Source organism: Effusibacillus sp. SKA8, from assembly GCF_058273125.1.
Window position 1 is genome coordinate 119,036 of sequence record NZ_JBZCSF010000006.1, and the last position, 14,168, is coordinate 133,203.

Consider the following 14,168-nt stretch of genomic DNA (forward strand, 5'->3'; position numbering starts at 1 on the left):
AATATTTTAAATCCAGGCAAGAAAAATTCCCTTAAATCCGTCACATCGGGATAGCACCGTCCGGCCCGGCGGTTGTGATATAATCGGACAGGGGAATAGACGGAAGGAGAATCGCGTCAGTGAAAACCGACAGATTGAAGCTGCTGAAAACCGACAGATTGCAGTTGCCGAAAACCGGCAGATTGAAATTGTGGAGCCTTGTCGCACTTGCCTTTTTTCCGATTGTGGATTTTCTGTTGCGCAGGATTCCCCTGCTTGGTTCTGTACTGGGTCCGACCTGGGACAAACTGATTCTTCTCGGCTTGGCCGCCCTCGCGCTGGGGCGGTATCTGGCGGGCGAAAGACTGAAACCGTTGCCCTATCATCGCGTGCTGAAAGCTTTCATCCTGCTCGGGATCGCCTATCTCGCCATCGACCTGCCGGGTTTTTCGGTGGATTTTGAAGGGTTTCGCGCCGTTTACTGGTATTCCCTGTTTGCGTTTGTGCTTCCTTTTGCCGCAGACAAGGAATTGGCCCGCAAACTCGTCCGGTATACCTTATATGCGGGCTTTCTCATCAGCCTGCACGGCATCTATCAATACATCACGAAAGCGCCGATGCCTCCCGGCTGGGTGGATGCGGGCGAAACGGTGCGGACCCGGGTGTACTCCGTGTTCGGCAGCCCGAACATCATGGGAAGCTACCTGATCATGATTTTTCCGATGGCGGCCGGCATGGCCTGGGCGGCCCGCTCGCAAAAAGAACGTTTGTTCTTTGGCTTCGTGGCTGTTACGGCATTGGCATCCCTTGTGTTCACCAATACGCGGGGCGCCCAGTTGGCCCTGTTTGCCGCGCTTGTCATCACGTCTCTGCTGTTTGACCGGCGCATGTTTTTCCTGGTGCTGGCCGGCGGGGTCGCCGCGATGTTTGTGCCGCAAATTCAGCACCGGTTTGTGCAGTTGCTCGATTTTGACGGTCTGTACTGGGTGAAAGCCGCGAAAGACGGACGGATCGCCCGCTGGTTGAGCGCTTATGACGTGGTCCGGTATAACCCGTTTTTCGGAGCCGGGCTTGGGCATTTCGGGGGCGCGGTTGCCGCCCGCAACTTCGGCGTCAACTATGTGGACAACTATTACGCGAAGACCATGGCGGAAATGGGACTTGTGGGGCTTTTCGCCATGCTGACCCTGTTTTTCACAATCGCGCGCAATTTGCACTCCCGCATTTTCAAGCCGCTCAAGGCCCGTCCGGACTGGCCGCTCCTGCTCGGCATGTTCACCGCCGTGATTGCCGTCCTGATCCAAAACGCGGTTGAAAATGTGTTCGAAGTTCCGGCGATGAACTTTCTGTTCTGGTTCACCGTGACGATGACCGTCATCCTGACCGGTGCCGAAAAGGAGGGGGACGCAGCGTGAAAAAGATCCTGCTTGCGGCGTTGTATTCCGTTTTTTTAGTCGCTTTAAACCAGCTTGTGGCGATCCCGCTGATGCTTGACTTTTCTTACATCGGGCTTCTCACCCTGGCGGCCGCCGCCGTTCTCGGCTATTTCGCCGTTCCGCGCGCCTGGCGGCGTTTCTTTGCGCTGTTTTCGCTTCTTATCCTGCTGACGGGATACGGCATTCAAAGCGTCTATTCGGACAGCCTGTGGCGGAGATTTCTCGAATTTCCCCTGATGCTGCTGATCCTCGGCTGGATCGCCGCCTCCTACGGCCGCATCAAGTGGCGGTATACCTTGACGGTCTTCACGGTTCTGGCTGTCATGCTGGCTGCCGTGCCACTTTCGGAATTCCCTTTTTACGCCAAGTTTCGTCTGGCGTACAAAAGCGAACATTTGGACCGGAGACCGATTTTTCCGATCTATCCGATTGTAAACCGGGGATCGAACCTCTACACGATCGGGGATCTGCGCAAGCTGACCGACAAAGAATTGAAGGAGGCCACCCCCGATCCGAAAGAAAACAGGGATTTGCCCGCCGCGGCCGCCAAGCTGAAAAACCAGTTGGAACATGTCGACGTGCTTCGTTTCGCGCCGGATGACGGGTACAGGAAACATCCGGTCGCAAAAGAGGAGATGGCCGCCCTGCCCTTCACTTCCTTCGGCCTGGCGGGTTTCCCGTACTACACGTCTTCCTGGACAATCGAAGGCGATGGCGTCAAACAGCACTTCACCCCGGTGGACGATCCGAAAACCGTGCTGACAAGTTTTCTCGATCCTCTGTCGGTCACGGTGGCAATGGATGAACGGGCTGCCAGGTCGCAAGCGGCGTCCCGCAAAAACTGGGCGGACACCTTTGGCACGGACACCCGTCCGCAGGTCGCCGGCGCCGCTTTGGTCGGTCAAGGAAAATTCCTGCCGGAAGGCAGCACCCAACTGCTGCTGGTGGGCAACAACGAGCTGCGGCTCGTCGACGGGACCTCGCCAAACGCCGCACCGATCGCAGTGTATAAAGGCACCTGGGAGGAACCGGTGACCCGGAACCTGACGGTCGGCGACATCGACGGGGACGGGATTGAGGAAGTGCTGGTCAACTCGACTCCCGCCAAAATTTTAAAAATCGGCCAGAACCGCACCTGGCAGACGATCTGGGAAAGCGGGAAAAAGTCTTTGCGTTTCGAGTTTGTGGAACCGCGCCCAGGGCAGAAGCCGCTGATCGTCGTCCAGGATCCGAGCGTGGTTCGCAATCAGGACACGCGTTTTCTCAGCGGGTACACGTGGAACAACGGCCAGTTGATCCGGGAATGGCGCGTCTTTAAGACGAATCTCCTGTTTCCGGCCCCGATCTCTCCCGACACATGGATCAGCGGATATTACGAAGCGCCGAATCTGTACGTGCTAAAACCGATTTCGGTTCCGTGGCCCGCGGTGCTTTCGGCAATCTATGCCGCGCTGGCGCTTGCGGGCTACGGCTATCAACTCGCGCAAAGGAGGGAAAGCCGCCATGCGTGACACCGGACACCGCCACCGGGGCAGCGGCCGTTTCCGGCGGGCGGTCGTTCTCGCACTGCCTTTGGCGGCGCTGCTCACCGCCTGCAGCCCGCAATTGACGGCGCCGTCTTCGCAGGACATCCCGATCGAACGCGAAGAGAAATTTATCGCGGAGGACGGTTGGGCAACGATCCTGAAATCCGTCGACCAGAGCAGGGCGATCACGCGGTTTGGCCTGCAGGGCACGCTTGAAACGAAGGAGCGGAACCAATACCACCGTTCGCAGGTTTACGGCCATGTTATCGCGCCCGATCAGATTGAGATGTCCCAAAACGTGGACGGCAGGTCGTATTACATTTACCAGGATGCAAAATCGGCCTATTACAGGGAGGAAGGCGTCTGGCGGTCGATTGACCGGATTGCGCTGCCCGACACCTGGGGGTCTTTGGAGCGATTGCGCCACATTCAACCGCCAAAGGAGGTCTACCGTTTCAAGGACATGTCGATTTTGACCCCCAACGACACGGAAGTTTACCAGTTTGAGGCGGATGCGATCCGGCTTGCCGGGATGCCCGGGACACAGGGAAAGACGCTTCCCAGCCAATATACCGTCTATATTGACAAGAAAACCCGCTACATCCGGCAGATCGACATCCAGTCCACCGGGGCGGTTGACGACGTGGGCACCGTCTGGTCCAATGCGACCCTGCGATTTTTCGACATCGACAAACCCGACCTGAAGATCGAAATGCCCCCCGGATTGAAACAGCAGCTCAAAATCAACGATAAGGACAACAAATAGCGGACTCCCCGGTAAACGTGCGCCAAATGCGGCGGACTCTCCAACCGGGGAGTTTTTTTTTTTGCGGCAAGACCCTCCTAAAAAATGCTGGATCTATCGAATGTTTTAATAGTCACTGCTAGGATTTTGGCGGGTTCTGTCGAAATACAGCATTAGAATTCTCTAGGAGGGTATGACAAAGTGCGAAAAAAATGGAAGATTCGCGGCAAACGCTTATCGACAAAAGCCCTCGTGGGGGCTTTGGCGATCGCGCAGGCATTTCCCCTGTCCGCCGGCTACGCGGCCGCCCGTTTTACGGACGTGCAGGGGCATTGGGCGGAACCCGCCATCACGGAGCTGGCGGAACTCGGGATCGTACGGGGGAAAACTCCGACGACATTTAACCCGGACGACGATATCACGCGGGCGGAATTCATCACCATCCTGGTGAGAAGCCTCAACCTTCCGGTTATCAAAAACGCTCCCCAGGTGTTTGCGGATGTAAAGTCCGATTTCTTCGCCTACGATATGATTCAAACCGCTTATCAGAACCGTCTCGTCTCCGGGACATCTCCCACCACATTCAGTCCGAACGAACCGATTTCCCGTCAGGATATGGCGGCCATGATCACAAACGCCCTGCAGATTCAGACGGTTCCGTCGTCTTTTGTGCAAACGGCGCTTTCGTTTACCGACGCGGCTCAAATATCCGACTACGCAAAGAAGGCGGCCGCTGTCGCTTCGTATCTGGGAGTGGTAAGAGGCGACCCGGACAAAAAGTTTAACCCGCTCAGCCGTGCATCGCGTGCCGAAGCAGCCGCCATGATCCAGCGCATGCGGAATCTTCCGGCCGACAAACTGGGCAAGCTGAGAGACATGGCCAATCCGGTGCTGAAACGGATCGAGTTGCAGCCGGATCCGGTTTCCCTTTTCACCGGCGAAACGCAGCAATTCACCGCAAACGTCTATAACAGCAATGAGGAACGGGCGGGCGGCGCCACTGTTACTTGGAGCGTCTATGGAGACATCGGAACCGTTAACGCGCAGGGATTGTTTACGTCGACCAAAGCCGGTACGGGCACTGTTACAGCCACGGCGCAACTGCCGGGACAAGCCCCGGTGTCCGCCACAGTGCATGTGACGGTGGAAAACCCGAAGCGCCTTGCGTTTGCGGCAACCGCCCTGGGCTCTTTCAAACCGGCGCAACCGGTCACTTTGACGCTTAATGTGAAAGACGAAAAAGGCGAACTGCTGCAAACCGACAATAACCGGGCCCTTACGGTTACCGTCAGCGGCCCGGACGGAACGTCCAATTTTGAAGTCTATACCCTGAACGGCCAGGCAACCTTTACGCTCAACAAAACGAAAGCGGGTTCCTACACGGTGACCGTTTCAGGCAGAGGAGCCGTGCTCGACGCGCCGGCCACTTTCACAATCGTTCCCGGCGAACTTGCCAAGCTGAAAATGCATGTCGCTCCCTCCCCCTTCATCCAGGCTACACGCCAAGCGGAGCTCCGGGTGACCGGCCTTGATCAGTGGGACAATGCGGTCCCGCCGGTACCCGTCACCTTCAGTCTGAGCGATTCCAGCCGCGGAACGCTCGGAAGCACCGACAATCCGATGGTCAGTAGCTTTACGGCAGGCAAAACGAGAGGGACCGTGACAGTCACCGCCAGGTCGGGCAATCTGTCCGTCTCCCAACAGCTTACGGTCTTCACGTCAACCGCCGATCTCGTGAGCGGCAAAGGCGATTGGATGATGTGGCGCGACTGGAAAAACTACCCGGTGAAAGACACTCTCCAGCGCTTTAAAGACGCGGGTGTGACCCATGTGTACTTGCTGGTCTCCACAACAAACGACGGATTCTTCGGCCAGGATTCCATGGATGATTTTCTGCATCAGGCCCACGACGCGGGAATCGCCGTGATCGGCTGGGTCTACGCGGCTGCCGGCGACCCGTGGAAAGACGCGGCACAAACGGTGCAGGCGATGCAGTACACCACGCCGACCGGCGACCGGTTTGACGCGCTTGCCGCCGACCTTGAAGAGAATCTGGACACCTACCACCAGGAAGAGTTCGCAAAATCGGTCCGCAACGCCCTGGGGGCGTACTACCCGATGATTGCGGTCATCTACCCGGCCACCTGGCGGCCGAATCAACCGTGGGACGTTTATTCGAAGTACTATGACGTTGTCGCGCCGATGGTATACTGGCACTACAAAGCAAAACCCTACACCTACAAAGACGCGTACGATGCGGTTGGTTCCGAGATGGTGGAACTCCGGAAAAAAGTCAGACAGACCATGCCGATCCATATCATCGGCCAGTCGTACAACATGTTCCCGAAAGATTGGAGCCAGTATCCGACTCCAGACGAGATTCGCGGCGCCATGCAGGCGACAAAGGAGTACGGAGCCGTCGGCTATTCCACCTACCGCGGACGTGAAGCAACCGCTTACGGCTGGAACGAATTCGCCAAGTTTGAATGGCCGGTCAATCGCTAACGACACCGCAAACCCCTTGTCACGGACCCCCTCATCCGTTTTCCGCGGATGGGGGGGTAATTTCAAGAATGAATTTTCACCGTCCGCCAGTCATGTTACAATTAAAAACAAAACATGCGGATCGGGTGATTCTGTGTATTCGGAAAATGTTTCTCCGGAACTGTTGAAACAATGGCAGACTTGGTATTTCACCGGCATCGGCCCCCGGGAATTGCCGATCCTTTGCAAACAGCAAGGAATTTGTCCGCCCGGCTTCCGCAATCCCGAGAAAGTGCCGTATCCGATACTGAAAGCCTTTTTTGAAAAACAGGCGCTTCCCCATTACGAAAGCACAACCGGAATCATCCGTCTCCTGCGGACTGTATATCCGGATCTGGAAAAAAAGATCGAGTCCCTGCCAACCCCATGCACCGTTGCAGATACAAAAAAACTCGACGAAGAGATTGAAAACGGCGATCTCTCACTTGCGCTTCTGCTGTCCGACCGGGAAGATTTGCGGAACGCGGCGGTTCAGCTTATGGAGCAAGAACCCCCCTTTGAGCCGCTCCCCGAAGAAAAGCCCTCCCAGTCCCCGGAGCACTTGCTTCAAAAAGAGAACCGCAGGTTGTCCCGGTTACTTGAGGAAATGAAAAAAAACCTTTGCAAGAAAGAAGCAAAGTGGCAGAGGGAACTGGCAAAACTGCGCTTGGAGATCGCCTCTGTCCGGGCAGTGCAGGCTAAGGAACAAAAACGGCACAGGGAGCAAGAAGCCGTTTTTCAAAAGAAGCTGAAGGACGAACAGGCGCTGCGAAACGAGGCGGAACGGCAGGCCCGTTTGTGGGAACGAAATACCCGCCGGGCGCAGGAGTTGGTGCGGAAACTCGAATTGAAAAACCTTCAACTTGAGGAACTCAATCGCGCTTACGAGGAGAAACTCCGCCAGCTGACGCAGGAAACGGCCAGATTGAACGCGTTGCTTCCCGCTGCTTCCGATGTGAAGGAGATGTACCCGGTTGGACCGCCTGCACCAGACGCGCCTGCCATATCGGAAAGGGGACCTCTTTTGCCACAGGAAGACCCTGCCGGTTCCGACGCCTCGCCTCCGCCTGCAGACACTGCTTCGCGCGAGTCCCGGTCCGAATCCGAATATCCTCCGTTTGTCCGTGGAATTTTGCATGTTCCCGTACGTTCGCGTTTCGGGGTCCTGAACACCGTACAAGGCACTGATTTGTTTGTGCCGGAAAAGGTGATTTACGCAATCGGGGCGGCCGATGGGGACGAATTGGAGGGGCGCCTGATCGGCGAGTTTGCCGAAGGAATTCCGCAGTACCGGTATCATGTCACAAGAAAAGGGGCGGAACCGTCCCATTGCCGTGAAATGCTGGGCATTGTCGAACAGCGCTCCACTTGGGTAGGAGTGCGCGACCTCGACAACAAAGACTTGTTCGTTCCTCTTCACGCGCATGAAGTCCCCCTTGTATCAATCGGCGATGTGGTGACAATCTTATACGATGCGACGCATCCGCACAACAACCGGATTTTGACCGTTCACGAACATCTGTCGCCCGAAGAGACCGCAACCTATCGCCCCATTCGCCGAAAACCCCGGAAACCGGGCAATAGTCCGCGGGAGATTGCGCAAACCTTTGAAGGGCTTCATATCCTGATTTGCGGTGCCCAATCAAATATGGTCTCCCAATACGAACAAGCGATTCGGTCACGGGGCGGATCGGTCGTCATCCTCGAAAGCCAGCCGGTGTCGATGGCTCCGTATGTTGCCAAGGCGGACGTCATTATCTGCAACACCCACCAGATCACCCACCCTTTTTATTGGGTGGTGCGGGAGGAAGCCGCCAAGCGGCACAAACCGCTCCGGCACCCGATTTCCGGCGGCGTGTCTTCGGTTCTTCGCGCGATCGAGGCTTATTTGGCGGAAGCAGAATAAGAGAAAAAGGAGGAACACATTCTTGCTCACGTCCTACAAAACGGTCAAAGGATACGGCGAGGAAACGATTATCATCAAAAAATCGCGCTTTATCGGTTATGCCATGCCGGCGGAAACGGAAGAAGAAGCGGTCCGGTTCATCGAATCGATTCAAAAAAAGCACTGGGACGCGACCCACAACTGCTACGCCTACCAAATCGGCCCGCATGACGAGATCCAGAAATCCAACGATGACGGGGAACCCTCCGGCACCGCCGGCAAGCCGATTTTGGAGGTTATCAAAAAAGAAGGGCTGAAAAATGTGGTGGTCGTCGTCACCCGCTACTTCGGAGGAATTATGCTGGGGGCGGGCGGGTTGGTCCGCGCGTACGGACAAACGGCCGGCGCAGGATTGCGGGCGGCCGGAATCGTCACCCGGTCCCTGTTGCAAACGATTCATGTCGGAATCGACTATACGTGGCTCGGGAAAGTGGAAAACGAGATCTTGCAGGCGGGTGGTTTTATCGATCATGTCGAGTACCTGGAGCGCGTCCGTGTGGCGGCGCTGGCTCCGGTGGAGGAAGCCGGCCGTTTCGCGAAATTGATCACCAACGCCACCAGCGGCCAGGCGGAGATCGTGATGGGGGATCGGGTGTACGCCACTACGCAGGACGGCAAACTGGTGAAATAATCCCTCTCCGAACTTTACTGGGCATCGCCCAGCGCAAAGATGAACTCCGCCTCGCAGACGACTTTGTCTCCGACTTTGGCGGTCGCTTTGCCCTTGCCGATATTTCTTTTAAACGACAAAATCCCGGCTTCCATCTCCAATGTGTCCCCCGGGCGCACCTGCTGGCGGAACCGGACATTGTCAAGCCCTGCAAAAAAAGCCAGCCGCCCCCTGTTCTCTTCCAGGGACAACAGCGCCACCGCCCCGACCTGCGCCATCGCTTCCACGATCAGCACTCCCGGCATCACCGGATAATCGGGAAAGTGCCCCTGAAAAAACGATTCGTTGGCCGTCACCTGCTTGACGCCCACCGCGCGGCGGCCGGCTTCCAGCTCGAGGATCCGGTCCACCAGCAGGAACGGGTAACGATGGGGAATGATTTCTTTGATTTGGTCGATGTTTAACATAGTTCCACTCCTACCTGTTCATTGCGAGGAATTTCCGCAGATAGACAAAACTGGTCACAAACGAAAAACAGATCGTGCCCCACAACAGAAACTCCGCCGCTTTCCACTTAAACATGATGCCGACCACCATGATATAATACAATACGGTGGTCAACTTTCCCCACCAGACGGCAGGCACAATCTGTTTGTCGCGAAAATGAAAAAATGCGGACGCCAGAATCATGGCGACATCCCGAAGGATCAACAAAGCGGCTGCCACCAGCGAAATGCGGCCGTCGACCGTAAACGACAGAATCACAGACAGCATCATGAGCTTGTCTGCCAACGGATCCAACACGACGCCAAGCGGGGTAATCCAGTTGTATTTACGCGCAAGGTAGCCGTCAAGCAGATCGGTCAAACCGGCCAGCACCAAAATTCCCAGCGCATACACCATACTGAACGACGAATCCGAAAAAAACGCGATAAAATATAACGGAACCAGCGCCAAGCGCACTAATGTCAACAAATTCGGCAAATTCACCGGATCCCCCCTACGCTCCTTCCTCATAATACCATGTTACGCCCCGATCCGTAAAACGATCGGTGCAATTTTCCCAATCGAACCGCCTGTACCGCACCGTATGTAAAAGGTGCAAATGAAAAAAGAGACCCTTGTAAGAGCCACTTTGAACTCTTCCCCAGATTCAAAATCGCCCGTTGCAAAGGCCTCTTTGTCGTTACGCCCGCAGATTGTTGGCCATCCCCATCATCGCATCGACCGTCTGAATGGAGCGTGCGTTCAGCTGATACGCCCGCTGCACCTGCATCAGATCCGTCAGTTCTTGCTGCAACTCCACATTGGACATTTCAAGAAACCCTTGACGAATCGTTCCTGCCCGTTCGGCGTCGGCGGCAAAACTCTTATCGGGGCTGAACGGGTCATAGTTGCCGATATTGGCATTTTGATAGAGATTCTCACCTACGCTTTGCAAGTTCGCTTCCGGGTTGCGCACAACCACCAGATTGATTTTCTGCCCGACGGCGACTTCGCCTTTGTCGCCCTGTACAAACAGCTCCCCATCCGGGCTCACGCGAAGCGGCCGCCCCAAAAATTCCGGTCCCAAAACGACCGGTTTGCGGCTGGTGTCCAAAACCGGATACCCTGCGTCGGTCACCAACGTGCCCGTCGCATCGATTTGGAACTTCCCGCCACGGGTGAACCGGATTTGGCCCGGCTCGAATTCGCCGCCAACCGCAGGTTCACCGGTGCCAACCGTAAAAAACCCTTCCCCTTCAATGGCCAGATCCAGCATGTTTCCGGTGGATTGCATGTTGCCCTGCGCAAATGCCCGTGACAAAAAAGCGGGCATCACACCGTTTCCGATGCGCAATCCGAGATCCCCTTCGCTTCCCGCGTCCGAACGACGGCCTTCCAGCCTGAATTCATCGGGTTGCGGAAATTGGGACCGCAGCAGTTCCGCAAACTGCACGTTCTGCGTTTTGTAACCCATTGTGTTGACATTGGAAACATTATTCGCAATCGCATCCAATTTTGTTTGCTGTGAGGCCAGGCCTGATGCGGCTGTGTATAACGCTCTCATCGAATCAGACTCCTATCCGGCAGGGAAAATTTTAGATTCTGCCAAGCACATTGACCGCCTTGTCCAACGTGCTGTCCAGCGTTCGGATCATTCTCTGGTTCGCCTCGTAACTTCTCATGACGGCGATCATATCGACCATCGTCTCCGCCACGTCAACATTTGATCCTTCAAGAAATCCTTTGCGAATCTCTCCGGTTGCCGGTTGCAGCAAATCCTCCACCCGTTCGTCCGGCGCTGCCGGAACAAGCCGGTACGCCCCGTTGCCCGTAACGCGCAAACGATCGGTATTCGCCACGTCGACCGGCGCAAAGCGGAGACCCGGATCCGGTTCAAACACTCCTCCGTTCATTCTGCCTGCTTCAAGGCCTGTCCCGTCTTGGCGCAGACGCACCCGGGAATTGCTAACTGGTTTTCCCTCCGGATCGACCGCCTGCACAAACAACCCCGCAGCGTTCGCCAAAAACGCGTTCCGGTTGGCGTCTTCCGGCGTTAAGTGAAAGTCGCCGTCACGCGAAAACAAAGTTTCTCCATTCTGATCGTTTAACACGAAAAACGTTTTCCGTTTGTTGTTGGGATCGGGCCGCTCCGCATCGATAATCGCGTATCCGTAAGGGTTCGCCGTTTGCTTCAAAATCCCCTGCGTAAACCGGGGAAGCACCTCTTCCAGAAACGCTCCGCTTCCGACCGCACCGATGCTTGGCATGCCGGGCGCAATCGACTGCGGACCGCTTCCCGTGTGGTCGTTGAGAGAATACAAAAGCATTTCGGGAAAGGAGCGCATGATGCTGTCGTCTTTCTTGTACCCGATTGTTTGCACGTTCGCCAGATTGTTGGTGAGAACGTCCTGTCGACGCTCCCCGGCGAGCATTCCGGAAGCTGCCGTATAAAGTCCGCGAATCACGGATGTTCACCTACCCCAGCCTGGATTTTCTCCCTGTTGGCCGAATCACTTTCTCCAAGTTGTTCAACACGATGCCGGTTCCCCGCGCCACGCACGTAATCGGGTCTTCCGCAATATGAACCGGAATCTGCAATTCTTTCATCATCAGCTTGTCCAATCCGTACAGCAAGGCACCGCCGCCGGTAAGGACAACCCCCTTTGAGTATATGTCAGCCGCCAACTCGGGCGGAGTGCGTTCCAATACGTTTCTTGCCGCCGCTATCACTTGGGACACAGGTTCTTCGACCGCGATCCGCACCTCTTCCGACGTAACCTCGATCGTCTTGGGGAGACCGGTCACCATGTCACGTCCGCGAACGTCCAGTTTCTCGTGGCGGGCGTCACGATACACGGAGCCGATTTGAATTTTGATCTCCTCGGCGGTGCGTTCCCCGATCAGCAAATTATGCTGTTTCTTCACATAGCGGATGACCGCTTCATCGAACTTGTCCCCGGCGACCCGAATAGAAGTGGCGGTGACGACGTCGCCCAGAGAAAGAACGGCTACATCCGTCGTGCCTCCGCCAATATCGACGACCATCGATCCGCTTGGCTGAAAAATGTCCAGTCCGGCTCCAATCGCCGCCGCTCGCGGTTCTTCTACGATATACACGTCTCTTGCGCCCGTGCGTTCCGCCGCTTCCCGCACCGCCTTTTGTTCGACCGACGTAATCCCCGCCGGCACGCAGATGACGACGCGCGGACGGACAAACATGCTTTTGCCGATAGCCTTGTTTATAAAATGGCGCAACATCATTTCAGTCACGTCAAAATCCGCGATCACGCCTTCGCGCAGCGGACGGATCGCCAGGATGTTGCCCGGTGTGCGGCCCAGCATTTGGCGGGCTTCTTCACCTACCGCCACGACCCTTTTCGTTTGGCTTTCGATTGCGACAACCGAAGGCTCGTTAAGTACGATGCCCCTGCCTTTGACATGGACCAATACGGTGGCTGTCCCCAGGTCAACACCGATATCTTTGCTGAACATCTATGGAAGCGTCCTCCTTCAAACTTCTTCAGATCCTCTTCGCTGCAACGTATGTTCCCGCGTATTTCGAGCATCTTACTGCGGTGTTCTCCCCAGCGGCCCCACGTCAAATGCCCCATAAACGTGCCGAGAATCCGCTAATTAAGTTATTCTACAGAGGTGAGGAAACTCCTCTTTCCACCCCGACATTTTTTGACATTTTGCGTTCCGCTTCGTCTTTCCTGTATTTTTTCTTCGTTGCTTCCCCACCCCTCAAATGACGAATGGATTTGTGATACTCGAGAATCTCTTTTACACGGTTGGCCAAGTCAGGGTTAATATCAGGCAGACGTTCGGTCAGATCCTTATGCACCGTGCTTTTGGAGACACCAAATTCCCTGGCGATCGTACGAACCGTATTTTTTGTTTCCACGATATACTCGCCAATCTTCAGGGTGCGCTCTTTGATGTAATCGTGCACTCCCTTTCGCCTCCCCATGCTTCAAATGGTCTGATACATTATATGAGGGTGTGTACCACATATGCCTAAATTACCGCGATGACAAGCCATGAGGTTCGTTTTCCCTGTTTTTTCTCTCTCTTTCTCGACTTGACAAGCTGACAGACAGCCGTCCTTTTTCCAGCCTTAAACGCAAAAAACCCCGCCCTTTCCGGACGAGGATTTTCAAATCGGTTTGTTCGGTTATTCGCCGCGCTTTGGAAGCACGCTTTGCGGATCGACGTTCTTGCCGTCTTTTTTCACTTCGAAGTGAAGGTGGTTTTTCTGGTCGGCTTCCAGCTTGTTGTTGCCGGACCTGGCAATATCCTGGCCCTGTACGACCTTGTCGCCTTCCTTCACGACGATGTCGGCCAGCGACGCATAATAGGTTTCGTAACCGTTGTCGTGGGTGATTTTGACCGAATACCCCATCAACGGGTCTGCCTGCACGCTGGTGACTGTTCCGGACGCCGCCGCCACAACCGTAAACGGCTTATCGTCCTTGCGTCCAATGACGACCCCGTTTTGCGTGTAGAAGTTGTTCTCGAATTTGATGATCGAGTTGGCCTGGGACTTCTGGTCTTTGGTTTCGTCATAAAATGCCATGGTCACGTTCACTTCCGCTCCGTCTTTTTCCGATACCGGCCAGATCAGGTTTTGGCTGGCGGTTACCGGGGCGGTGTTTGAAAGCCGGCCGGGATCAGTCGTTGTGTTCCCTGTTCCCTGCGGCGCAGGCTGGGCTCCCTTTTTGAACGGCAATGCGTCCTGCGTTTGTGCCACTACGAATCCGATGATAAGAGCCGCTGCGCCAAGATAGAGCGCCGGGAACGTCCACCGTTTTGCAAACAAAGTCTTCCAAAATCCCGGTTTTTTCTGGCTCCGTAAAGCCATGTTTTCGTTTTTTTGTTCATTCATTTTCCATCACCTCATTCCCCATTCTCGCCACGA

General features: G+C 55.5%; 13 protein-coding genes. 6 read left to right on the forward strand and 7 right to left on the reverse strand.

Annotated elements, in window-relative coordinates:
• Positions 1–119 precede the first annotated feature (119 nt).
• The 6 genes from AC4ED1_RS07060 to AC4ED1_RS07085 all read left to right on the forward strand — a co-directional run bounded on the left by AC4ED1_RS07060 (position 120) and on the right by AC4ED1_RS07085 (position 8,785).
• On the forward strand, positions 120–1,394 hold the full coding sequence (locus AC4ED1_RS07060; RefSeq protein ID WP_490937079.1) for an O-antigen ligase family protein: 1,275 nt from the start codon (positions 120–122) through the stop codon (positions 1,392–1,394).
• A complete protein-coding gene (locus AC4ED1_RS07065) occupies positions 1,391–2,926 on the forward strand; it encodes an FG-GAP repeat domain-containing protein (protein WP_490937081.1) in 1,536 nt (511 codons plus the stop codon). Before AC4ED1_RS07060 ends, AC4ED1_RS07065 begins: the two co-directional genes overlap by 4 nt.
• Positions 2,919–3,707 (forward strand): hypothetical protein, encoded by a 789-nt coding sequence (locus tag AC4ED1_RS07070; protein ID WP_490937083.1) that lies wholly within the window; start codon positions 2,919–2,921, stop codon positions 3,705–3,707. The genes AC4ED1_RS07065 and AC4ED1_RS07070 overlap by 8 nt, the downstream gene beginning before the upstream one ends.
• 180 nt (positions 3,708–3,887) lie before the next feature.
• Entirely contained in the window at positions 3,888–6,191 is a 2,304-nt protein-coding gene (locus AC4ED1_RS07075) for an S-layer homology domain-containing protein (protein ID WP_490937085.1), read from the forward strand.
• Between the two features lie 133 nt (positions 6,192–6,324).
• Positions 6,325–8,115, forward strand: a complete 1,791-nt coding sequence (locus AC4ED1_RS07080; protein ID WP_490937087.1) for a DUF2325 domain-containing protein — start codon at positions 6,325–6,327, stop codon at positions 8,113–8,115.
• A 22-nt stretch (positions 8,116–8,137) separates the two neighbouring features.
• On the forward strand, positions 8,138–8,785 hold the full coding sequence (locus AC4ED1_RS07085) for a YigZ family protein (protein ID WP_490937089.1): 648 nt from the start codon (positions 8,138–8,140) through the stop codon (positions 8,783–8,785).
• A 14-nt stretch (positions 8,786–8,799) separates the two neighbouring features.
• Here AC4ED1_RS07085 and fabZ read toward each other — a convergent pair whose 3' ends face one another.
• The 7 genes from fabZ to AC4ED1_RS07120 form a co-directional block, all read right to left on the reverse strand.
• A complete protein-coding gene (gene fabZ / locus AC4ED1_RS07090; RefSeq protein WP_490937091.1) occupies positions 8,800–9,231 on the reverse strand; it encodes a 3-hydroxyacyl-ACP dehydratase FabZ in 432 nt (143 codons plus the stop codon).
• 10 nt (positions 9,232–9,241) lie between these two features.
• Entirely contained in the window at positions 9,242–9,754 is a 513-nt protein-coding gene (locus AC4ED1_RS07095; protein ID WP_490937093.1) for a CDP-alcohol phosphatidyltransferase family protein, read from the reverse strand.
• Positions 9,755–9,950: 196 nt separating this feature from the next.
• Positions 9,951–10,814, reverse strand: a complete 864-nt coding sequence (locus AC4ED1_RS07100) for a flagellar hook-basal body protein (RefSeq protein WP_490937095.1) — start codon at positions 10,812–10,814, stop codon at positions 9,951–9,953.
• Positions 10,815–10,845: 31 nt separating this feature from the next.
• Complete coding sequence (locus AC4ED1_RS07105) at positions 10,846–11,715, reverse strand: flagellar hook-basal body protein (protein WP_490937097.1); 870 nt, start codon at positions 11,713–11,715, stop codon at positions 10,846–10,848.
• A gap of 10 nt (positions 11,716–11,725) precedes the next feature.
• Positions 11,726–12,742: a rod shape-determining protein gene (locus AC4ED1_RS07110; RefSeq protein WP_490937098.1), complete on the reverse strand. Its 1,017-nt coding sequence runs from the start codon at positions 12,740–12,742 to the stop codon at positions 11,726–11,728.
• Positions 12,743–12,893: 151 nt separating this feature from the next.
• Positions 12,894–13,202, reverse strand: coding sequence for a sporulation transcriptional regulator SpoIIID (gene spoIIID, locus AC4ED1_RS07115; protein WP_490937100.1), 309 nt, complete (start codon positions 13,200–13,202; stop codon positions 12,894–12,896).
• A 222-nt stretch (positions 13,203–13,424) separates the two neighbouring features.
• The gene (locus AC4ED1_RS07120) at positions 13,425–14,135 is read right to left on the reverse strand and encodes a peptidoglycan DD-metalloendopeptidase family protein (RefSeq protein ID WP_490937102.1); all 711 of its coding nucleotides are present in this window, start codon (positions 14,133–14,135) and stop codon (positions 13,425–13,427) included.
• Between the last annotated feature and the right edge of the window lie 33 nt (positions 14,136–14,168).